Here is a 21,947-nt window from a genome sequence, read left to right as displayed (position 1 = left end):
GATGATGGATCGATCCCGCCTGGCTGCCTGCCTGCTCGGAGCTGCGCTCCTGTTCGCGGCCGCCACGGACTATATTCCGGCCTTCATCGACCAGGAAGGACGGGTGTTCGGGCTGTTCCATCTCGACATCTACAAGGATGCGTTGCATCTGGCTTCCGCGGCATGGGCCATCGCCGCGGCCCTGATCTCGCGATCGGCGGCGATCTTCTTCCTGAAAGTGTTCGGGACGCTCTATTTTCTTGACGGCGTCATGGGCGTGTTCACGGGATCCGGATATCTCGATCTCAGCATCTTCATCGACGGCATTCGCCCGACATCGACCTACGTGAAGATCGCATCCAGCGTGCCGCACCTCGCGCTCGGCGCTTTCGGGATCGCAACGGGCTTCACTGCACGGAGACAGCCGGCATGAAGTGGCTTCGCCGGGTCGCGGCCGTTGTCGGCCTCTGCTTTCTCGCATTCGTCGTGACCTGCACCTGGCAGATCCTCAATATTCAATACGGCTGCAAGCCGGAAGGCCCGGCGACGAGCACGGCAATCGGCTTCGGCATCGACGACCCGAAATATGCGCGGGCGGAAGGCGACAGCTTCCTGACCTATCCGGAATGGTACATCGTCTACGCCTATGCCGATCTCGCCGGCGTGACGCGCGCATCGTCGGAATCGTCCTTCAACTATTTCAGCAGCATTGGCGGGTTCTGGTCCAGCCTGTGCGGGGCGCGGCGCTCGACGTCGTTGCAACGGCCGCCGACGCAGGATCAGATGATCACCGACTATATCATCGGATCGAGCTTCACCGCCGAGATGGCGGTGCAGGGACTCTACGAACGTACGGTCGGGGCGGTGACTGTCGGCTTACGCGGTTCGAGCCGCACCAGGGAGGACGATTTCAATCTGGCGCTGCTGGACGACTATGCCAAATTCCTCGAACAGACGCCGTGGTACCGCTATCCCTTCGCCGACAAGCTGTCGGCGCTCTGGCGCGACGTTCCGTTCGCGCCGTCGCTGCGTTCGATCGAGCGCCGCTTTTCGCTGTCCCTGCAGTACGGCGTCAAGGCGATCTATGCGAAGGGTATCGAAGCGCTCGCTGGCCTGTCCCCGGCCGACCTCGAAATATCGAGTATCGTACTGGCGCCGTCGGCGCAGGCGCTGCCCAAAGATGACCGTATCAAGCCCTTGCGCGTGGTTCAGGCGGCGGACGGTCGTCAGGGCGTGTTGATGATCACCCCACGTTATCGCGAATTCACCAGCATTATCCGCGAGGTCGGCGCCAAGGGCCAGTCGTTCGCGGAGATCGCAGGCAACACGCGGATCTTGACGACGGTGCTCGTCCCTCCGGGCGCTCCGCCGCCGCCGAGCGGAGCCAAACAGATTTTCGAGACCAGCGTACAGTCGATGCCCGGATGGCGCAGGGTGGGATACGACACGCAGGTCGCCGCGGTGGCTGCGCTTCCTTCTGCCCTCGAGGCGCACGGAGCCAAATTCGAGCATGCCTATGATTACTGAGGCACGCCGCCGTCTGCTGCCCATTGCCGGAGGTGCCGCCGCCGTGCTCGCGGTTTGGTTCGTCGGCATGGCTGCTGCTGCCGTCGTCGTCACCCCGACCGTCGTCGTCGCTTTCGGGGACCCGGCCCGGCTTGCGGCGGGGGACGGCGATCTGCTCGCATCCGGCCGCGGCTTCCTGGCGATGCGGACGGGCAGCACCGACACGGTCAGATCGCTTTATCAAAACGGTGCCTGGTTGGTGTGGCCGGTGCTCACCGCCGGATGCGGCCGTCGATGATGCGCTGGATTCGCCGCTTCGTGCTCGTCATCGTCCTTCTCGTCGCTTGCGCGATCGCGAGCTTGGCCTTGTTGCGGGTCGCGGCCTATCTGCGGGAAGATGAAAGCGCCGCTGCAGCAGCCCCCGCGGACGGCAAATTCGTCGAAAGCGGCCACGGACGCATGTTTGTCATGGACCAGGGACCGAGGGACGGCGTTCCCGTCGTGTTGTTTCATGGGACCGCGGCCTGGAGTAGGCTCTGGTGGCGTACGACAACCGCGTTGAAGAATGAAGGCTATCGACCGATCGTTCCGGACCTTCCGCCCTTCGGTTACTCCGAGCGGCAGGGCGGTTACAGCCGCCTTGAACAGGCGGCCCGTATCGACGGCATGATGACGACGCTCGGAACTGGACGCGCAATTGTGGTGGGGCATTCCTTCGGTGCCGGTGCCGCCCTTGAATATGTCATGCGGCATCGTGATCGCGTGATCGGGCTGGTCCTCGTGGATGCCGCTCTCGGATTGACGCAGACGCCATCCGATGCACCGGCCATTCTGACCTATGGTCCAGTGCGTCAGCTGCTGGTTTCGGCGACTGCGACCAATCCGTTGGCGACTCGTTTTCTGCTATCCAAGCTGATCTACCGGCAAGAGGCGGCCACCGACGCGGTACTCGACATCCTCAAAGCTCCGATGCGCGTGGAAGGCACGACCTCCCACATCGCCGACTGGTTGCTTGACTTCGCAGGTTCCGACCGGACGGCCCTGAGCGCATCGCGTGATCAGGTTGCCGGCATCAAGCTTCGGGTTTCGATGATCTGGGGCGATCGTGACGATGTCACGCCGCTCGCCCAGGCAAACGATTTGCGCTCGCTCATTCCGTCCGCTTCGGTTCACGTCATGCAGAACGTCGGGCACATCCCGCAAATCGAGGATCCGGACGCATTCAATACTGTCCTGCTCTCGGCAATTCGCGAGGTCATGCCTGCCGATGCTGCGGCCGCGCGCAACTGACCTCGTAGGATGGGTAGAGCGTCAGCGAAACCCATCGATCTCCCCGATGAGGCAACAGGATGGGTTTCGTAAGGGCTCAACCCATCCTACGCCTTGGCACCGTCCCTCGCGTTGCCCGACGGGCAAAACACGCCACATGCAGGGGAGCGCCGTCCGCCGACGGCAAAAGCGTGTGGTCCTGACGCCCGGGGTCTGTGCGTCAAGACTTGCGGTGATGCGCTCCACTCGCAATGACGCTCTTGAGTGTGCGCCGCCCCCAACTTCATCTTGCGCTGCGGTAGAAAAATATCGCACACTCGATAGGCCGGGGAGCCATAGGGAGCTCTACTTAAGGGAGCGAGCCAATGTCCCTCCAAACCGTACCATCCGACGCCGCCGATCTCCGCCACAATCGCCCCGAGGACGTCCAGGCGCTGGAGGCCGACACCCGGCTGCGGGACGATATCCGCCTGCTCGGGCGCATCCTGGGCGACACGGTGCGCGACCAGGAGGGCGCCGACGTGTTCGACCTGGTCGAGCGCATCCGCCAGACCTCGATCCGGTTCCACCGCGACGAGGACCGGCTCGCCCGCCGCGAGCTCGAGCAGATCCTCGACAGCATGTCGATCTCCGAGACGGTGCGGATCGTCCGCGCCTTCAGTTATTTCTCCCACCTCGCCAACATCGCCGAAGACCAGAACAACATCCGCCAGATGCGCGCCCGCAGCGCCTCCAGCCGCGGCGGCTCCGGCGTGCTGGCGGAGACGCTTGCCCATGCCAAGGCGGCCGGCATCAGCGCCGACAGCTTGCGCAATTTCTTCAAGACCGCGTTGGTCAGCCCGGTCCTGACCGCGCATCCGACCGAAGTCCGCCGCAAGAGCACCATGGACCGCGAGATGGAGGTCGCGGCGCTGCTCGACCGCCGCGAGCGTGTCGCGCTGACCGCGGACGAGGCCGCCGCCAGCGACGAGCAGCTGCGCCGCGAGGTGCTGACGCTGTGGCAGACCAATCTGCTCCGCCGCACCAAGCTGACCGTGCTCGACGAAGTCGCCAACGGCCTCTCTTTCTACGACTACACCTTCCTGCGCGAGGTGCCGCGGCTGGTGAACGTGCTGGAAGACCGGCTGGAGGAGGGCGGCGAGCAGGCTGCCAGCGAGCTCGCCTCGTTCCTGCGCATGGGCAGCTGGATCGGCGGCGATCGCGACGGCAATCCTTTCGTCACCGCCGACGTCATGCGCGGCACGCTGCGGCTGCAGTCCAGCCGCGTGATGCAGTTCTATCTCAACGAGCTGCACGTGCTCGGCTCCGAGCTGTCGATCGCCGCGCACCTCGCCGACGTCTCCGAGGAGCTGCGCACGCTGGCGGAGCGCTCGCCGGATACCTCGCCGCACCGGAGCGGCGAGCCTTATCGTCTGGCCGTCTCCGGCATCTATGCGCGGCTCACGGCGACGGCCGAAGCGCTCGAGGTCGAGATCACGCGCCGCCCGGTCGGCAAGGGCAAGCCTTACGCGACCGTCAAGGAGTTGCAGGCCGATCTCGACGTGCTGCACCGTTCGCTGATCTCCAACAACGCCCGCGTCATCGCCCGCGGCCGGCTGCGGCTCCTGCGGCGCGCGGTCGATTGTTTCGGCTTCCATCTGGCGCGGCTCGACATCCGCCAGAACTCGGCCGTGCACGAACGGACAATCGCCGAGCTGATGGACGCCGCCAATCCCGGCATGTCCTACCTCGCGCTCGGCGAGGACGCCCGCATCTCGCTGCTCACCAACGAGTTGCGCTCGACGCGCTCGCTGGTCTCGCAATTCGTCAAATACAGCGACGAGACCATGGGCGAGCTCAACGTCTTCCACGCGGCCGCGGAAGCGCATGCGAAATTCGGCTCGGACGCCATTCCCCAATGCATCATCTCGATGTGCAAGGGCATGTCCGACATGCTCGAGGTCGCCGTGCTCTTGAAGGAGGTCGGCCTCGTCCATCCCTCCGGGCGCAGCGCCATCAACATCGTGCCGCTGTTCGAGACCATCGAGGATCTGCAGGCCTCATCCGCCATCATGGACCGCATGCTGTCGCTGCACGATTATCGCCGGCTCGTCGACAGCCGCGGCAGCGTGCAGGAGGTGATGCTCGGCTATTCCGACTCCAACAAGGATGGCGGTTTCGTCACCTCGGGCTGGGAGCTCTACAAGGCCGAGATCGGCCTCGTCGAGGTGTTCGAGCGGCATCACGTGCGGCTGCGCCTGTTTCATGGCCGTGGCGGCTCGGTCGGCCGCGGCGGCGGGCCGAGCTATGACGCCATCGTCGCCCAGCCGGGCGGCGCGGTGAACGGCCAGATCCGCATCACCGAGCAGGGCGAGATCATCTCGTCGAAATATTCCAACGCGGAAGTCGGCCGCAACAATCTGGAGATCCTGGCGGCCGCGACGCTCGATGCCAGCCTGCTGCAGCCGCGCCAGAGCGCGCCGCGCCGCGAATATCTGACCGCGATGGACGAGCTGTCGAACCTCGCCTTCAAGGCCTATCGCGGCCTCGTCTACGAGACCGACGGTTTCGTCGACTATTTCTGGGGCTCGACCGTCATCAACGAGATCGCGACCTTGAACATCGGCAGCCGCCCGGCCTCGCGCAAGAAGACCCGCGCCATCGAGGATCTGCGCGCGATTCCCTGGGTGTTCTCCTGGGCGCAATGCCGCCTGATGCTGCCGGGCTGGTATGGTTTTGGCAGCGCAGTCGAGCAATGGATCGCCGAGCATCCCGACAAGGGCATGCCGTTCCTGAAAGAGCTTTATAAGGAATGGCCGTTCTTCCGCATGCTGCTGTCGAACATGGACATGGTGCTCGCCAAGAGCTCGATCGCGATCGCTTCGCGCTATGCAGAGCTGGTGCCGGACGAAGCCTTGCGCGAAAAGATCTTCGGCCGCATCCGCCGCGAATGGCATTCCTGCATCGAGACGCTGCTCGACATCATGGGCCAGGACCGGCTGCTCCAGGGCAACCCGCTGCTCGAGCGATCGGTGCGCCACCGCTTCCCCTATCTCGATCCGCTCAACCACGTGCAGGTCGAGCTGCTCAAGGAGCACCGCGCGCAGAACCCGGACGAGCAGGTGCTGCGCGGGATTCAGCTGACGATCAACGGCATCTCGGCGGGGTTGAGGAACACGGGTTGATGGGCGAATTGCGAATGGCGAGTTGCGAATAGAACTCAATTCGCCACTCGCCACTCACTATTCGCCAATCTCAACAGAAATGCGCCCCTTGCGTCTCCACATACACCGAATACAGCGACTGGCTCGCGGTCATGAACAGCCGGTTGCGCTTCTTGCCGCCGAAGCAGAGATTGGCGCAGGTCTCCGGCAACAGGATCTGCCCGATCCGCGTGCCGTCACTCGGTGCGAACACCTGCACGCCGTCATAACCCGGCCCGACCCAGCCGGCGCCGACCCAGATGTTGCCCTCGGTGTCGACGCGCAATCCGTCGGGGAAGCCTGACTTGCCCTCGAGCTTCATGTCGATCAGCCGCTTCGGGTTCGAGAGCTTCGGCCCGTCGATATCATAGGACCACACCACGTTCTCGGCCTGCGGATAATGCGTGATGCCGGTGTCGCAGACATAGAGCTTCTTGTAGTCTTGGCTGAACGCGATGCCGTTCGGCTTGAAGGGCTCGTCCGCGACCTTGGCGATTTGTCCCGTCTGCGTGTCCAGACGATACACCGCCTCTTTCTGGTAGGGCTGCAGCGAGCCGGTGTTGGCGAGCTTGCCCTCGTAGATGCTGATCGCACCATAGCCGGGATCGGTGAACCAGATCGCCTTGTCGTTGGGATGCACGACCATGTCGTTCGGCCCGTTCAGCGGCTTGCCGTTCGCCTGCTCGGCCAGCGTCGTCACCGAACCGTCGTGCTCGTAGCGGACGAGGCGGGTGCGCTCGGCGGTGATCTGACGTCCCTCCGTGTCGAACGAATTGCCGTTGGCCTCGTTCGACGGCTTGTGGAACTGCTCGGAGATGTGACCGTCGTCGTCGAGATAGCGCAGCTGCCGGTTGGCGGGGATGTCGCTCCAGACGAGATATTGTCCCTGCGCATTCCACGCCGGCCCTTCGGCCCACAGGCAGCCGGTGTAGAGCCGCTTGATCGAGGTATTGCCGACCTTGGCCTTGAAGCGTTTGGGATCGATGACGACGATGTCTGGATCGGGATAACGCTGCGGCTCGGCATTGGCGCCGAAGTCGCGGGCATCGGCCTTCGAGGCGAGCAGGGCGCTTGCGGCAACGGTGGCCGCGCCCTTGAGCAGCGTGCGGCGCCCGAGGCCGGCGTCTGCAGTCGTGTCGCCGGTGTTGGTCAGTATTCTTGTCATGGTTTCCTCCCAAGATTGTGTTGGGAGGACACCCTTCGCCCGCAATCAGGCATAAAGCGGGGCGAACCCTGGATGAGACAACCGGAGATCGCAGCGCAGGGATGCCAAAAATATGACTAGACGGGATCCCAGGGGAAGATGTCGGCGGAGCGGTCGAGCTTGTAGAACGAGCCCTTCAGCGCCGGCATGCCGTGCTCCGCGATCGTCTGCGGCGTCCAGCCTTCGCTGCGATGCACCGAGCGCAGCGGGCGGTTCTGGCTGAACAGGAACAGCTCGTTCATGCGCGCGCCGAAAATCTGGCCGGTGACGTCCTTGGCGGCGTCGGAGAGCAGGTAAGCGCAGATCGGCGCGATCTTCTCCGGGCCCATCTGCTTGATCTTCTCGACGCGCGCCTTCTCGGCCTCGGTCTCGGTCGGGATGGTGCCGATCATGCGGGTCCAGGCGAACGGCGAGACGCAGTTCGAGCGGACGTTGAAGCGGCCCATGTCGAGCGCGATCGACTTCGACAGCCCAATGATGCCGAGCTTGGCGGCGGCGTAGTTGGCCTGGCCAAAGTTGCCGATCAGGCCGGAGGTCGAGGTGAAGTGCACGAAGGAGCCACTCTCCTGCTCGCGGAAGATGCGCGCGGCGGCGTGGCTGACATAGAACGAGCCCATCAAATGGACCTTGATGACGGCCTCGAACGCCTCCACGCTCATCTTGTGGAAGATCATGTCGCGCAGGATGCCGGCATTGTTGACGACGCCGTCGAGCCGGCCGAAATGATCGGTCGCGGTCTTCACGATCTTGCTGGCGGGCACCGCTTCCGCCACCGACTCGAAGTTCGGCACCGCGACGCCGCCGCGCTTCTTGATCTCCTCGACCACTTCCTCAGCGGGGGAAGCGCTCGAGCCTGCGCCGTCGGCGGCCACGCCGGGATCGTTGACCACGACCTTGGCGCCTTCGGCCGCACAGAGCAGCGCGATCTCGCGCCCGATGCCGCGGCCTGCGCCGGTGACGATGATGACCTTGTCCTGCAGTGATTTGCTCATGTGCGCTACCTCTCGTTCGTAAACACGATCGTACCACTCGCCGCGAACATGCCGCCGACGCCGTGGCATACCGAAATCTTCGCGTTCGGCACCTGCGCCGGCGCGATGCCGCGCATCTGGCGCACGCTCTCCTGGAGTGCGTACATGCCATACATGCCCGAATGCATGTAGCTCAATCCACCGCCATTGGTGTTGAGCGGAAGCTTCCCGCCGGGCCGCGTGTTGCCGTCGGCGATGAACTGGCCGGTCTCCTCATACGGCATGAAGCCGAGATCGCCGAGGCCGAACAGCGGCAGATGCGCAAAGGCGTCATAGATCATGAGATGATCGACGTCCTTGTGGGCAATGCCGGCCTCCTTGAACGCCAGCGGCCCCGCCGTCTTGAACGCGCGCGAGGAGTTGAACGTCTCCATCTGGCTGACCATCGGTGTCTCCACGCTCTCGCCGGTGCCCATGATGTAGACGGGTTTTCTCGGGAAATCCTTGGCGCGGTCGGCCGAGGTCAGGATCAGCGCGCCGCCGCCGTCGGTGACGAGGCAGCACTGCAGCAGGCGGAACGGATAGGCGATCATGCGCGAGTTGAGGACGTCGGCGACCGTGATCGGGTCCTTCATCATCGCCCGCGGATTCTTCGCGGCCCATTCCCGCTGCACCACAGCCACCGAGGCGAGCTGCTCATGCGTGATGCCATAGGTCTTCATGAAGCGCAGCACGGGGATTGGGAACATGCTGGGCGGCCCATAGACGCCATAAGGCGCCTCGAACTGGCCGTTGAGGCTGTCCGCCGGCGTCGAGCGCGGCAGTTTGCCGATCATCGACTTGCCGCTCTCGGCATGGGTGATCAGCACGGTCTTGCACAGGCCGGCCTCGATTGCTGCGGCGGCATGGCGGACGTGCAGCATGAAGGAGCAGCCGCCGACCGAGGTGCCGTCGACCCAGGTCGGCTTGATGCCGAGATAGTGGCAGACCTGCTGCGGTGTTTCGACTGCGGTGGCAAAGCCGTCAATGTCGGACAGCTTCAGCCCGGCATCGGCAATGGCATTGAGCGCCGCATCCGCGTGCAGCTGGAGCTGCGACATGGTGGGGATAACACCGAGCTCGGTGGTCTCGGCCGCGCCGACGACGGCAACCTGGTTCTTGCGCATCGCTTACCCCTTCGCCGGACGGAACACGGGGAGGGTGATCTTGTCGTCGAGCTCCTGGAAGGCGACCTCGAGCTTCATGTCGAGCGCGAGCGCCTCCGGCGTCTGCGGACAGTCGATGATGTTGCTCATCATCCGCGGCCCCTCGTCGAGCTCGACCACGGCGATCGCGTAAGGCGGCGTGAAGCCGGGCGCGGCGGGGCGGTGGTTGATCACGTAGCTATAGAGGAAACCCTTGCCGCTCGCCTTGAAGACAGAGACCTTGCGCGAGGCGCAGGACGGGCAGAACGGGCGCGGTGGGAAGTAGACATGCGCGCAGGCGTCGCAGCGCTGCAGGCGCAATTCACCCGCTTTCGTGCCGTCCCAGAAATGCTGGGTCTCCGGCGTCGGTTTCGGTCGCGCGCGCTGCGGTTCGGCCATGTCGGAATGCCCTCCCAGAAGTCAGGCTTCATGCCCGCCTGTTGCAATCTTGATGCGACAATCGACCATGGTGCGTCAACGGTCCAGCAATACGCATGCATGCCATCATGCGCACAATGCTTGTATCGAACTGAGCCGGCGCTATAGATTGCGCGCGCAAATATTCCGTGAGACAGACATGCCCGATTTTCCGACACTGGCGAGCCTCGCCGACGACCTCGAAAGCGGCCGTACCACCGCCCGAAAACTGGTCGAGGCGTGCATCGCCAGGATCGCCGATCCGGCGGGCGAGGGCCAGCGCACCTTCATCCACGTCGACAAGGACGCCGCGCTTGCGACCGCCGACGCGATGGACGCCTTGCGCAAGGCCAAGGCGGCGCCGTCGCGCTATGCCGGTATCCCCATCTCGATCAAGGATCTGTTCGACATCAAGGGCCAGGTCACGCGCGCCGGCTCCCGCGCGCTCGACGATTCCCCGCCGGCGGAGCAGGACGCCGCGACGGTGGCACGGCTGCGCAGGGCCGGCTTCGTCGTGATCGGCCGCACCAACATGACCGAGTTCGCCTATTCCGGCATCGGCATCAATCCGCATTACGGCACGCCCAAGGGCGCCTGGAACCGGGCCGAGGGTCATGTGCCCGGCGGCTCGTCCTCGGGTGCCGCGGTCTCCGTGCTCGATGGCATGGCGCATGGCGCGCTCGGCACCGACACCGGCGGCTCCTGCCGCATCCCCGCCGCCTATAACGGCATCGTCGGCTACAAGCCCACGCAGCGCCGCGTGCCGCTCGATGGCTCGGTGCCGCTGTCGTTCTCGCTCGACAGTATCGGACCCTTGGCGCGATCGGTCAGCTGCTGTGCCATTCTCGATGCGGTGCTCGCGAACGAGCCGATCGTTCCGCTGCGGCCGCGTCCCGTGAAGGGCATGCGGCTGGCGGTGCCTACCACGATCGCGCTCGACGACCTCGACGCGGAGGTCTCCGCGACCTTCGAGCGCGCGCTGAAATCGCTTGCAGATCACGGCGCGATCATCGAGCGTATCGAGATAGCCGAATTCCACGACATCGGCCCGATGAATGCCAAGGGCGGCTTTGCGGCCTCCGAAAGTTATGCCTGGCACCGTTATCTCATCACCGCCAAGGGCGACGTCTACGACCCCCGAGTCTCCGTGCGTATCATGCGCGGCGAGGCGCAGAGCGCGGCCGATTACATCGATCTGCTCAACGAGCGCCGCTCGCTGATCGCCCGCGTCAATTCGCGCATCGCGCCCTATGACGCCCTGGTGCTGCCGACCACCGCCAACACGCCGCCGAAGATTTCTGATCTCGCCGACGACAAGGCGTTCACCACGCAAAACCTGCGCGCGCTGCGCAACTGCACCCTCATCAACATGATCGACGGCTGCGCCATCTCGCTCCCTGCGCATCGCGAGGGCGATATTCCCGTCGGCCTGATGCTTGCAGGGGCGGGTGGCTCGGATCGCCGCATCTTTGAACTTGCTGCCGGCATGGAGGCCGTTATTCGTGTTTGACCTGACTTTCACCGTCGACGCCCAGGACACCACCACGCCGCTGACCTTGGCGATCGACCAGATGGTCATCGCCGGCTGGACCGGCCGCGATCCCGTCGCGCGCGACAAGCACATCAAAGAGCTGCAGGAGATGGGGATCGCCCCGCCGGCCTCGACGCCGATCTACTACCGCGCCTCGGCGCGGCGGCTGACCCAGGAGGACAGCATCGAATGCACCGGCGGCGATTCCTCCGGTGAAGTCGAGTTCGTGCTGATTGGCTGGCAGGGCCGCATCTTTGTCGGCTGCGGCTCCGACCATACCGACCGGAAGGTCGAGGCCTATAACGTCACCGTCTCCAAGCAGATGTGCGACAAGCCCATTGCGTCCACGCTGTGGGAGCTTGAGGACGTCATCGGCCACTGGGACAAGATGATTTTGCGCTCCTATGCCACGATCAAGGGCGAGCGCGTGCTCTACCAGGAAGGCACGCTCGACGCGATGCTGCCCGTCAAGGACCTCATCGCTCGCGGTTTCGAAGGCGGAAAATTCCCCGACGGCTGCGCCATGTTCGGCGGCACCTTCGCCGCCAAGGGCGGCATCCGCCCCGCCGAGCGTTTCGATTTCGAGCTGGAAGATCCCGTGCTGAAGCGCACGATCAAGCACGGTTATGACGTGGTGACGCTGCCGGTGAGGGGCTAGCTCCACAAGCAACCGGCGAACGCGGAAGCAATCCAGACTGGTTCCGCGGAGGGATTCTGGATTGCTTCGCTTCGCTCGCAATGACGGGGAGACAGTCATCGGAAATCGGGTGGTGGAGGGGAACGTCCGACTGCAAAGGTGATTGGCATGACAATGACCGCACGCAAATCACTGCATAAACCCGCCGTCGATCTCGCCGCCCACGTCGACACCCTCGACTGGCCCCGGATCACCGCCGAACTTGACGCCCAGGGCTGCGCTGTCCTCAAGGGCCTGCTCACGCCCGAGCAATGCCGCGCCATCGCTGCGTTCTATCCCGACGATGCGCACTTCCGCAGCCGCATCGTCATGGGCCGCCACGGCTTCGGCCGCGGTGAGTACAAATACTTCTCCTACCCGCTCCCGGATCTGATTGCGGAGTTGCGGCCGGCGCTCTACGCGCATCTTCAAGCCGTCGCCAATCGATGGAACGAGGCGATGGGCATCGACATCCGCTATCCCACAGCTCATGCCGCTTTCCTCAAGCGCTGCCACGACGCCGGCCAGATGCGGCCGACACCGCTGCTGCTGCAATACGAGGCCGGCGACTTCAACTGCCTGCACCAGGATCTCTATGGCGAGCACGTGTTCCCGCTCCAGGTTGCGATTCTGCTCTCCGAGCCCGGTCGCGATTTCACCGGCGGCGAGTTCGTGCTGACCGAGCAGCGCCCGCGCATGCAGTCCCGCGCCGAGGTGGTTCCGCTTGCACAGGGCGATGCGGTGGCGTTCGCTGTGCATCACCGCCCGGTGCAGGGGACACGCGGCAGCTACCGCGTTAATATGCGCCATGGCGTCAGCCGGATCAGGTCCGGCCAGCGCCACACGCTGGGTGTGATCTTTCATGATGCCAAATGAGTGGGACGATTGACGGCTGATCTGTTCGATAGCGTCGCTGAGGCGCAGCCGTCACGTGAGGAGATCGCCGACGGCGCGGTGCTGCTGCGCGGCTTCGTCAAGCCGATCGAGCGCGAGCTGATCGAAGCGGTGCGCGCCATCGTGACGCAGTCGCCGTTGCGCCGCATGACCACGCCCGGCGGCCATTTGATGTCAGTGGCGATGACCAATTGCGGTGAGCGCGGCTGGGTCACCGATCACACCGGCTATCGTTATGATGCCATCGATCCGCGCACCGGCGCGCCTTGGCCGGCGATGCCGTCCGTCCTCCGCGACCTCGCCCGCCGCGCGGCGGAGCAGGGTGGCTTCCAAAACTTCACGCCCGATGCCTGCCTCGTCAACCGCTACGAGCCCGGCACAAAACTGTCGCTGCATCAGGACAAGGACGAGCTGGACTATTCGGCGCCGATCGTCTCGGTCTCGCTCGGCCTGCCCGCGACTTTCCTGTTCGGCGGCCTGGCACGTGCCGACAAGCCGCGCCGCTATCGGCTCGTCCATGGCGACGTCGTCGTCTGGGGTGGCCCGTCGCGGCTCGCCTATCACGGCGTCGCGCCGCTCGCGGAAGGCGAGCATGCGCTGCTCGGACGCAAGCGGATCAATCTGACCTTTCGCCGGACGCGGTAATCTTCCTTCTCCCACAAGAGGAAAAGGAAAGAGCCGCGGCGTGACGTGCTTCGCTTACGGCTTCGGCGGATGAATGAACGCCCACGGGCTCACTTCGGAATCCCTGGTCACTTCCACCGAGATCAGATACGGCCCGCCATGTGCGAGCGCCTTCTCCATCGCGGCCTTGAACTGATCCGGCGCCGTCACGCGCGCCGCGGCCACCCCAAACGACTCCGCGAGCTTGACGAAATCCGGATTAACCAGATCCGACGCCACCACGCGGCCGTCAAAGCGTTCGCGCTGGTCGCGGCGGACATTGCCATAGGCGTTGTTGTTGAACACCAGCGTCACCACGCCGATGTTGAACTGCACGGCGGTGGCAAGTTCCTGCACGCCGAACATGAAGCCGCCATCGCCGGTGATCGCGACCACCGGCTTGTCGGGATTGGCGACCTTGGCGCCGAGCGCGGTCGGAAAACCCGAGCCGAGTGTGCCCTGATAGCCCGAGGTGATAAAGGTGCGCGGCTGGTAGATCGGGAAGCCGTACCAGGAGGCAAAGCCGAACTGCGACAATTCATCCGTCACGATCGTGTTCGCCGGCAGCACCTCGCGCAGAATGTTGAGATAGGCCATCTGCGGCTGGATGCGCTGGATCTCCTGCTGCGCGGCCGCGCTAGCCTCGCGGATCGCGGCACGGCGGCCGGCGGTCTTGCTGTACCCGGCCTTGCGGACGGCGGCGGCGAGATCGGCCGTCGCGGCCTTGGCATCGGCGACAATGGACGTGTCGCAGACGACACGGCGGATCTCGGCGGGATCGATGTCGATGCGGACCGACTTCAAGCCGGATGGCTGGTAGGGCCAGCGGAAGCCCGATACCGGCAGCTCCGCGCGTGTCCCGATCGCGATCATCAGGTCGGTTGTCGGCCACAGCTTGTAGGCGGCGGCCATGGTGAGGCCGAGCTCATGCGCATTGGAGACGATGCCGCGGCCGCTGCGAAAGGCGACGACGGGCGCATCGATCATCTCGGCCAGCTCGAGGATCTCGGCACCGGCCTCGATCGCGCCGCTGCCGACGAAGATCATCGGCGCCTTGCTGGCCTTGATCAGGGCGGCCGCCTGCTTGATCAGATCAGGGTCGGGCAGCGGCGCGGGCAGCGGCTCCAGCACCTGTGCCGCGCGGGTGTCGGCGCGCTGGGTAAAGATATCCCAGGGCATTTCCACCGAGGCGGGGCCGCGCCGTCCCGACATCATCTCCTGGAACGCCCGCGCCACGATGGTCGGAGCGTAGCCGGGATATTCGATCCGGTCGGCCCATTTCACATAGGTGCGCAAGGTCGCGAGCTGGTCGGGCATCTCGTGCAGATGGCCGCGGCCCTTGCCGAGAAACTGCGTCGGCACCTGGCCGGTGACGCAGAGCACCGGCTCGTTGCAGCCATAGGCGGTGAGCAGCGCCGCGCTGGCGTTGAGCACGCCGGGGCCGGGCACCACGCTGAACACGCCGGGCCTGCCGCTGGAGCGGGCATAGCCGAACGCCATGTAGCCGCAGGCCTGCTCGTGCCGTGCGCCGATCACTTTGAGCTGGGCCTGGTGGAAGGCGTCGAACAGGCCGTAGATTTGCGCGCCGGGCAGGCCGAACACGGTGTCGACGCCATGAGCGACAAGCCCGCTTACGATCGCTTCGCCGCCGGTGAGGGTGGTCATTGCTTCATTCCACTTCAGTTCTTGTTCAGGCTTCGTCGACGACGCCGTTGCGCAAAGTGCCGATGCCCTCGGCCGCGACCTCGATCACGTCGCCGGGCTTCAGGTAACGCGGCGGATCGAACCGCGCACCGGCGCCGGTCGGCGTGCCCGTCACGATGATGTCACCGGGAACGAGCGTCGCGAACGTCGAGATATAGCTGATGAGGTAGCGGAACGGGAACATCAGCCGGCTGGTGCGGTCGTCCTGCCTGAGCTCGCCGTTGACATGCGTCGTGAGGCGGATGTCCGCGATCTGCGCTTCCCTGGTGTAGGGCACCAGCCACGGCCCGAGGCTGCCGCTGGAATCGAAATTCTTGCCCTGCGTCACATTGAACTTGGCATGGCGCAACCAGTCGCGCACGGAGCCTTCGTTGCAGAGCGTCAGTGCCGCAATGTGGTCGAGCGCCGCGCTCTCCGCGATGTGCCGGCCGGGCTTGCCGATCACCAACACGATCTCGCCCTCATAGTCGAGCTGAGCCGATGCGCGCGGGCGCACCAGCGGCGTGTCGTGGCCGACGAACGAGCGGGGCGAGCGCATGAACATGCTCGGATATTTCGGCGCCTCCTGACCGTCCTTGTACTCGGCGTTACGATCTGGATAGTTGACGCCGATGCAGATGATCTTTTCCGGCGCAGGTACCGGCGGCAGCCAGGTGATCTCGCCGGGCGCGTGGACCGGCGTGCGGCCGGCCGCTTCCTCGGCAAGGCTGATCAGCTTTCCCGCCGCGATCACCTCGCGCAGCGTCGGATAATCCTTGGCATGGCGCGCGGAGAGATCGACGATGCCGCCTTCGAGAACGGCGCCGTAGCGTGTTTCACCCTTGACGGAATAGGTAGCGAGGCGAGGGAGCTTCATCAGTCTGCCACCAGCACGTCGGCCACGAATCTCGGCTCGCGCACGGCCTGGCCCGTGAAGGGCGAACCCTGCTCGAACCAGGAGCGCGGCGCCGGCGCGCCCCATAGCGTCTGACGGCGCGGATCGCGGAGCGACCAGCGCAGCGGCTCGTGGTCGTGATCCCCAGTGAAATAATCGCTGGTGTAGAGCTCGAGCCGGTGGCCATCGGGATCGCGGACGTAGAGGAAGAAGGCATTGGAAATGCCATGACGGCCGGGGCCGCGCTCGATGTTCTTCACAAAGCCTTGCGAGGCCATGACGTCGCAGAGATGGATGATGTTCATCGCCGTCGGCGTCCAGTAGGCGAAATGGTGCAGGCGCGGACCCTTGCCGTTGGTGATGGCGAAGTCGTGGACATTGCCCTTGCGATGCATCCAGGCCGCGGCAATGCGGCCGTTCGGCCCGTCCTCTTCGGCATATTCGGTGAGGCGGAAGCCGAGCCGGGCGTAGAAATCCATGGTGTCCTGCACCTCGGCGGCGAAGACGTTGAAATGGTCGAGCCGCTGCGGGTGGCAGCCCCGGTAGAGGTCGTAGTGGCGGAGCAGATGCGGCCGGCGGTCCATCGTCGCATAGAGCTCGAGCTGGAAGCCGAAGGGATCAGTGAACTGCAGCGTGCGACCCTGGAATGGTTGATCGGTGAAGGCGTAGCCGAGCCCGTTCTCGGACAGGAACTTTGCGGCCTTGTCGAGATCGCCGTCATTGCCGACCTTGAAGCCGAGCCTGTTACAGGCGGGCGCGGCGGCCTTGCGCAATACCAGCGAGTGATGCTGATGCTCCTCGGCGGCGCGCAGGTACACGAGCTTGTCATCGGCATCCTCGACATGCAGGCCGACGGTGGTCTCGTAGAACTCGCGGCTCAGCTTCAGGTCGGTCACGTCGAGCACGACGTGGCTGGAACGGATGATGTTGAACGGCGGCTCGAAGATGTGTTGCGGTACCGGCATTGGCGTTTCCCCTCGGCTCGACGAGCGTCAAATCCCCAGTTTCTGAATCTTGTGCGTGCCCCGCGCCAGCGAGACGTGCTTGGTTTCCATGTAAAAGTCGAACGAATAGTCGCCGCCGTCGCGGCCGATTCCGCTCGCCTTCATGCCGCCGAACGGTGTCGGCAGGTGGCGAACGTTTTCCGAATTCAGCCAGATCATGCCGGCCTCCAGCGCGTCGGCAACTCGCAGGGCGCGGCCGACATCGTTGGTCCAGACATAACCGGTGAGGCCATAGCGGATGTCGTTGGCAATCGTGATGGCGTCCGCTTCATCCTTGAACGGCAGCACGGTGAGGAACGGTCCGAACACCTCCTCCTGCGCCACGCGCATTTTGCCATGCGCGCCTGTGACCAATGTTGGCTCGACATAATGTCCACCGCCCGGGCCGTCATAGGTCTTGCCGCCGACCGCGATGGTGGCGCCGTCCTGGCGCGCGACGTCGAAATAGGAGCAGACCTTCGCCAAATGGCGTTCGTGGATCAGCGGCCCGATCTCGGTTGAGGGATCGAGCGGATGGCCGACCTTCAGCGCCTTCACGCGCGCGGTCAGCTTCTCCACGAATTTTTCGGCGATGTTCTGCTGGATCAGCAGGCGGCTCGACGAGGTGCAACGCTCGCCATTGAGCGAGTAGATCATGAACACGACGGCATCGAGTGCGCGCTCGAGATCGGCGTCGTCGAACACGATCACCGGGTTCTTGCCGCCGAGCTCGAAATGCACGCGCTTCAAGGTCGGCGCGCCCTGAACCATGATCGCCGAGCCGGTCGCGCTCTCGCCGACGAAGCCGATCGCCTTGATGGCGGGATGTTCGGTCAGCGCCTTGCCGGCCTCTTCGCCAAAGCCGTGGAGGGTGTTGAGCACGCCGTCGGGCACGCCGGCCTCCTTGACGAGCCGCGCCAGAATGCTGGCGGTCACCGGCGACCATTCGGCCGGCTTGTGCACGACAGTGCAGCCCGCAGCGAGGGCAGGGGCGATCTTCCAGGTCGAGAGCATGAACGGCGTATTCCAAGGCGTGATCACGCCCACGGGGCCGATCGGCACGCGGGTCGAGATATTCCAGTGCTCGTCGCTAGGCGTGTTGAGGCCGTCGCGCGCCTCCGCGCATTTGTCGGCGAAGAAGCGGAAATTCTCGGCGGCGCGGATCGCGGCCTTGGCCATGAAGCGATAGGCCTGCCCGGTGTCGATGCATTCGAGCACTGCGATGTCTTCGGCGTTGTCTTCGATCGCGTCGGCAACGCGATGTAGCAGCTTCTTGCGCATCGCCGGCCCCATGTCGCGCCAGGACTTGAAGGCGAGGGCGGCGGACGTAGCGGCGGCGTCGATATCCTCGGCATTGCCGCGGGCGACACTGGCGAGCACGGCGCCATCGACCGGCGACTTCGTCTCAAAGGTCTCGCCGGAGATCGACGGGACGACCTTGCCGTCGATCATGTGCCCGATGCCGTCGGCGCGCAGCGTCTTCAGCAGCGGTGCGGCGCGGTCGCGGTTGGCCTGGAACACATCGGCTTTCGGGGTGGGCTTATCCATGGGCGGCCTCCACTTTCAGGGCGTCGTGGATGTTGTTGCGCTTCCAGCTCGTGTCTTTGTCGTTGATCTGCATGTCGAACGACAGAGCGAACTTGCCGGCCGCGAAGACGGGATCGAGATGTTTCGACAGCGCCTGGAAGACATGCTCGCCGGCCTTCTGGCGCGTCGGCAGGTCGCGGCCTTCGCCGATACGCAGCACCATGTCGAGGAAGCCGTAATCATTCCTGTTATCGGCGATCGCGTAATGCTCGCACCTGATCGCGCGGACGCGGATGCCGCCGAGCGGGAAGATGCCGGTCTCGACCGCCGCCTTGCGCACGACCTCGCAGACCTTGCCGATATCGAGGCGGCTGTCGAGATTGGCCGAATATTCGATCGTGAAATGCGGCATCGCGGTTTCACTCCCTGTATTTTCTTTTCGTCTAGGCGAAGTAGCAGCTGACCGAGCCGTAGGCGCCATAATCGGCTTGAATTGTGTCGCCCTTGCGGGTCTCGATCGGACGGATGAAGGAGCCCGCGAGCACGACCTGTCCCGGTTCGAGCGCGAGCCCGAGCGGGGCGATCTTGTTGGCAAGCCAGGCCACTGATGTCGCGGGATGATTGAGCACACCGGCGGCAAGGCCGGTTTCTTCCAGCTGGCCGTTCTTGAAACACAGCGCGCCGATCCAGCGCAAATCGGCATCGAGCGGACGGATTGGCCGTCCGCCGACCACGATGCCGGCATTCGCCGCGTTGTCCGCAATGGTGTCGAAAATTTTTCGCGTGGCTTTTGTCTTGGGATCGACGCGCTCGATGCGCGTATCCAGGATCTCCAGCGCCGGCACCACGAAATCGGTGGCGTTGAGTACGTCGAATAGCGTGCAATCGGGCCCCGTAAGCCGCTTGCTCATCACGAAGGCAAGCTCGGCCTCGACGCGCGTCGCGATGAAGCGTTTGGTCGGAATGATCCCGCCATCGGCGAAGAACATGTCGTCGAGCAGCACGCCGGAGTCAGGTTCGTCGATATTGAGCGCGCTTTGCATCGCCTTGGAGGTGAGGCCGATCTTATGGCCCTTGACCACGCGCCCCTCGGCGATCTTGACGTCGACCCAGGTCTTCTGAATCGCGTAGGCGTCAGTGATGCTGATGTCAGGGAAATCCTGCGAGAGCTGCCGGATCTGCACGCGGGTCTTCTCCGCCTGGTGCAGACGGCTCGCGCAAGCCTGGATATCGTCTCTGGAAAGCGCCATGGGGTGGCCTACCAAAATCGTGGTGCGCGAAGATACTTAACATGTTAAGTGAATGCGTCAAACACAATTCCCCCTTGCTGCACTGCAAACTTTTTGCGGCCTGAAAGGGCGAGTTTGAAAGGGCTTTATGGCGAAGAGACCGGCTGATCCCGCGAACGGAAGTGAGCCCGCCGCACGGCAGGTGCCGATGCGCGACTTCTCGCGCTCGCTGCCGATGTCGTTGCTCCGCGCGCGCGAAGCCGTGATGCGGCAGTTCCGTCCAAAGCTGCGCGAGCACGGTTTGACCGAGCAGCAATGGCGCATCCTGCGCGCGCTCGCGGCGATCGAGGCCGCGGAGGTCACGGAACTCGCGCGCACCGCGTTTCTGCTAGGACCGAGCCTGTCGCGCATCCTGCGCGATCTCGAGGCGCGTAATCTGATCGAGCGCAAGACGGCGAAGGCGGACCAGCGCCGCAGCATGGTCTCGATTTCCAGAGAGGGCGTGAAGCTGATGGCCGCCGTGGCGCCATCGTCGGAAGCGATCTACGCCGAAATCACGCAGCGTTTCGGCGCGCGCAAGCTCGCCGAGTTGCAGGAGATGCTCGGAGAGTTGGAATTGTGTCTCGCTTCCACCGGTGCGAGCGACGACGTTACGGATGAAACGTAACGGCAAATTTGCATGATGATGTTCCTGCCGCGCATGACTGTCGTCGTTGCATAACGCGTGGGCAGTGCGCGCAGAGTGAAATACGCGAATTTCCCGGAAAAAACAGCTGAGAATAGATCGTCGCTGCCGGTGTTCATCATCGTTAGGCGCGAACTCTCCGCACTTAGTCGATGATGCCTCAATATCAATTTACTCACACGGCGAGAATCCGTAAGTAGCATCCGGCTCTGTATTCAGTGACAAGGCCAAACAAAGAAGGGCCGACAAGGATGCCCGGCTCCAGGGAGGAATGAATGAGACTGACGAGACGCGATTTTGCGGCCGGAATTGCTGCCGGCATTGCCGCGCCCTACCTCATCAAGAGCGCACATGCGCAAGGCGCCACCATCAAGATCGGCATGTGCGCGCCCGTCACAGGTCCTGCCGCTGAATCCGGCGGTTACGCCATCAAGGGCGCCAAGCTCGCGCTCGAAGCCGTCAACAAGGCCGGCGGTATCCTGGGCAAGCAGGCCGAACTGATCGTCGAGGACGACCAGACCACCAATCCGGGCATCGTGCTCGCCTTCTCCAAGCTTGCTGCGCAGTCCGACATCGTCGGCTTCCTCGGTTCGATCCGTTCGACCCAGGTCCATGCGATCTCGCCCGACGTCATCAAGCTCGGCAAGCCCGTGATGATCGGCGGCACCGATCCGAACCTTACGCATATGGGTAATCAGTGGCTGTTCCGCTGCCGCCCCAATGACAGCTATTCCGGCCGCGTCATCGCCGAGTACGGCGTGAGCACGCTTGGCAAGAAGAAATGGGCCGTGCTGCATTCGACCGATGCCTTCGGCACCGCCGGCGGCAAGGCGCTGACGGAGGCACTGACCAAGCTCGGCGCGCCGCCGGTGCTCGACCAGGGCTACGCCAACCAGAGCCAGGATTTCACGCCGGTCGTGCTCGCGATCAAGCAGTCCGGCGCAGACATCCTCGGCTCCTACTTCACCTTCGAGAACGATCTCGGCATCTTCGCCCGCCAACTTCGTCAGCTCGGCGTGAACATCCCGTGGGTCGGCTCGCCCTCGATTGTCAACATCACCGCGCTCAAGCTCGCCGGTCCCGCGCTCTACAACACTTATGGCGTCGCCGACTATGCCGAGGATTCCAGCGAGGGCTCGAAGGCGTTCGGCAAGATCTACCGCGACGCGGTCAAGGTCGCGCCCGACAACCAGAGCTCCTGGACGTTCGATGCGATCAACGTGTTGTCGGCGGCGATCAACAAGGCCGGTTCCACCGATGCCGCCAAGATCCGCGAAGCCATCCTGTCGATCAAGAAGTTCGCGGGCGCCGAGGGCGAATACAATTTCGACCAGAACGGCGACGGTCTGCACGGCTACAACATCGTGAAGAACGACAAGGGCAACATCGTCTTCGACAAGCACATCGAGTTCAACGACTGACGCTCGTTCGGCCTCCCCGATGCCGGTCGGGGAGGCCGAAACGTCTCA

21 protein-coding genes are annotated in these 21,947 nt (G+C 64.3%); 11 read left to right on the top strand and 10 right to left on the bottom strand.

Annotated elements, in window-relative coordinates:
- Positions 1 to 4 precede the first annotated feature (4 nt).
- The 5 genes from HYH08_RS14810 (at position 5) to ppc (ending at position 5,918) form a co-directional block, all read left to right on the top strand.
- Complete coding sequence (locus tag HYH08_RS14810) at positions 5 to 412, top strand: DUF4383 domain-containing protein (RefSeq protein WP_220010656.1); 408 nt, start codon at positions 5 to 7, stop codon at positions 410 to 412.
- Positions 409 to 1,506 (top strand): hypothetical protein, encoded by a 1,098-nt coding sequence (locus HYH08_RS14805; RefSeq protein ID WP_220010547.1) that lies wholly within the window; start codon positions 409 to 411, stop codon positions 1,504 to 1,506. The genes HYH08_RS14810 and HYH08_RS14805 overlap by 4 nt, the downstream gene beginning before the upstream one ends.
- Positions 1,496 to 1,783, top strand: a complete 288-nt coding sequence (locus HYH08_RS14800) for a hypothetical protein (protein ID WP_228747836.1) — start codon at positions 1,496 to 1,498, stop codon at positions 1,781 to 1,783. The genes HYH08_RS14805 and HYH08_RS14800 overlap by 11 nt, the downstream gene beginning before the upstream one ends.
- Entirely contained in the window at positions 1,780 to 2,775 is a 996-nt protein-coding gene (locus HYH08_RS14795) for an alpha/beta fold hydrolase (RefSeq protein ID WP_220010545.1), read from the top strand. Before HYH08_RS14800 ends, HYH08_RS14795 begins: the two co-directional genes overlap by 4 nt.
- 344 nt (positions 2,776 to 3,119) lie before the next feature.
- Complete coding sequence (ppc, locus tag HYH08_RS14790; protein WP_220010544.1) at positions 3,120 to 5,918, top strand: phosphoenolpyruvate carboxylase; 2,799 nt, start codon at positions 3,120 to 3,122, stop codon at positions 5,916 to 5,918.
- 70 nt (positions 5,919 to 5,988) lie between these two features.
- Here ppc and HYH08_RS14785 read toward each other — a convergent pair whose 3' ends face one another.
- From HYH08_RS14785 to HYH08_RS14770, 4 genes are all read right to left on the bottom strand, one after another.
- A complete protein-coding gene (locus HYH08_RS14785; RefSeq protein ID WP_220010543.1) occupies positions 5,989 to 7,101 on the bottom strand; it encodes an SMP-30/gluconolactonase/LRE family protein in 1,113 nt (370 codons plus the stop codon).
- A 116-nt stretch (positions 7,102 to 7,217) separates the two neighbouring features.
- Positions 7,218 to 8,132, bottom strand: a complete 915-nt coding sequence (locus tag HYH08_RS14780; RefSeq protein WP_220010542.1) for an SDR family oxidoreductase — start codon at positions 8,130 to 8,132, stop codon at positions 7,218 to 7,220.
- Positions 8,133 to 8,137: 5 nt separating this feature from the next.
- Positions 8,138 to 9,277, bottom strand: coding sequence for a thiolase C-terminal domain-containing protein (locus HYH08_RS14775; RefSeq protein ID WP_220010541.1), 1,140 nt, complete (start codon positions 9,275 to 9,277; stop codon positions 8,138 to 8,140).
- Between the two features lie 3 nt (positions 9,278 to 9,280).
- Positions 9,281 to 9,694, bottom strand: a complete 414-nt coding sequence (locus tag HYH08_RS14770) for a Zn-ribbon domain-containing OB-fold protein (RefSeq protein ID WP_025034962.1) — start codon at positions 9,692 to 9,694, stop codon at positions 9,281 to 9,283.
- Between the two features lie 178 nt (positions 9,695 to 9,872).
- Between HYH08_RS14770 and HYH08_RS14765 the strand changes: the two genes are divergently transcribed.
- The 4 genes from HYH08_RS14765 (at position 9,873) to alkB (ending at position 13,458) form a co-directional block, all read left to right on the top strand.
- Positions 9,873 to 11,222, top strand: coding sequence for an amidase (locus HYH08_RS14765; RefSeq protein ID WP_220010540.1), 1,350 nt, complete (start codon positions 9,873 to 9,875; stop codon positions 11,220 to 11,222).
- The gene (locus HYH08_RS14760) at positions 11,215 to 11,901 is read left to right on the top strand and encodes a DUF2848 domain-containing protein (protein WP_220010539.1); all 687 of its coding nucleotides are present in this window, start codon (positions 11,215 to 11,217) and stop codon (positions 11,899 to 11,901) included. The genes HYH08_RS14765 and HYH08_RS14760 overlap by 8 nt, the downstream gene beginning before the upstream one ends.
- Positions 11,902 to 12,048: 147 nt before the next feature.
- The gene (locus tag HYH08_RS14755; RefSeq protein WP_220010538.1) at positions 12,049 to 12,795 is read left to right on the top strand and encodes a 2OG-Fe(II) oxygenase; all 747 of its coding nucleotides are present in this window, start codon (positions 12,049 to 12,051) and stop codon (positions 12,793 to 12,795) included.
- Positions 12,796 to 12,804: 9 nt separating this feature from the next.
- Positions 12,805 to 13,458: a DNA oxidative demethylase AlkB gene (alkB, locus tag HYH08_RS14750; protein ID WP_220010537.1), complete on the top strand. Its 654-nt coding sequence runs from the start codon at positions 12,805 to 12,807 to the stop codon at positions 13,456 to 13,458.
- A gap of 54 nt (positions 13,459 to 13,512) precedes the next feature.
- On the opposite strand, the gene HYH08_RS14745 is transcribed toward alkB, so the two are convergent.
- From HYH08_RS14745 to hpaH, 6 genes are read right to left on the bottom strand one after another with little or no spacing between them, the layout of a single operon-like run.
- Positions 13,513 to 15,141 (bottom strand): thiamine pyrophosphate-dependent enzyme, encoded by a 1,629-nt coding sequence (locus tag HYH08_RS14745; protein ID WP_220010536.1) that lies wholly within the window; start codon positions 15,139 to 15,141, stop codon positions 13,513 to 13,515.
- A 25-nt stretch (positions 15,142 to 15,166) separates the two neighbouring features.
- On the bottom strand, positions 15,167 to 16,036 hold the full coding sequence (locus HYH08_RS14740; RefSeq protein WP_220010535.1) for a fumarylacetoacetate hydrolase family protein: 870 nt from the start codon (positions 16,034 to 16,036) through the stop codon (positions 15,167 to 15,169).
- Positions 16,036 to 17,019: a 3,4-dihydroxyphenylacetate 2,3-dioxygenase gene (gene hpaD, locus HYH08_RS14735; protein ID WP_220010534.1), complete on the bottom strand. Its 984-nt coding sequence runs from the start codon at positions 17,017 to 17,019 to the stop codon at positions 16,036 to 16,038. Before hpaD ends, HYH08_RS14740 begins: the two co-directional genes overlap by 1 nt.
- 27 nt (positions 17,020 to 17,046) lie before the next feature.
- Positions 17,047 to 18,585, bottom strand: a complete 1,539-nt coding sequence (hpaE, locus tag HYH08_RS14730; RefSeq protein WP_220010533.1) for a 5-carboxymethyl-2-hydroxymuconate semialdehyde dehydrogenase — start codon at positions 18,583 to 18,585, stop codon at positions 17,047 to 17,049.
- Positions 18,578 to 18,976, bottom strand: a complete 399-nt coding sequence (locus HYH08_RS14725; protein ID WP_220010532.1) for a 5-carboxymethyl-2-hydroxymuconate Delta-isomerase — start codon at positions 18,974 to 18,976, stop codon at positions 18,578 to 18,580. Before HYH08_RS14725 ends, hpaE begins: the two co-directional genes overlap by 8 nt.
- Before the next feature lie 31 nt (positions 18,977 to 19,007).
- The gene (gene hpaH, locus HYH08_RS14720; RefSeq protein ID WP_220010531.1) at positions 19,008 to 19,814 is read right to left on the bottom strand and encodes a 2-oxo-hept-4-ene-1,7-dioate hydratase; all 807 of its coding nucleotides are present in this window, start codon (positions 19,812 to 19,814) and stop codon (positions 19,008 to 19,010) included.
- 127 nt (positions 19,815 to 19,941) lie between these two features.
- On the opposite strand from hpaH, the gene hpaR reads away from it, so the two are divergent.
- Entirely contained in the window at positions 19,942 to 20,460 is a 519-nt protein-coding gene (gene hpaR / locus HYH08_RS14715) for a homoprotocatechuate degradation operon regulator HpaR (RefSeq protein ID WP_220010530.1), read from the top strand.
- Between the two features lie 293 nt (positions 20,461 to 20,753).
- On the top strand, positions 20,754 to 21,899 hold the full coding sequence (locus HYH08_RS14710; protein WP_220010529.1) for an ABC transporter substrate-binding protein: 1,146 nt from the start codon (positions 20,754 to 20,756) through the stop codon (positions 21,897 to 21,899).
- The last annotated feature ends 48 nt before the right edge of the window (positions 21,900 to 21,947 follow it).

Origin of the sequence: Bradyrhizobium sp. BR 10289 (genome assembly GCF_019455385.1) — a bacterium.
Taxonomy (GTDB): domain Bacteria; phylum Pseudomonadota; class Alphaproteobacteria; order Rhizobiales; family Xanthobacteraceae; genus Bradyrhizobium.
The sequence above is the reverse complement of the archived record's forward strand: the minus strand, read 5'-3'. Positions and strand labels throughout refer to the sequence as shown.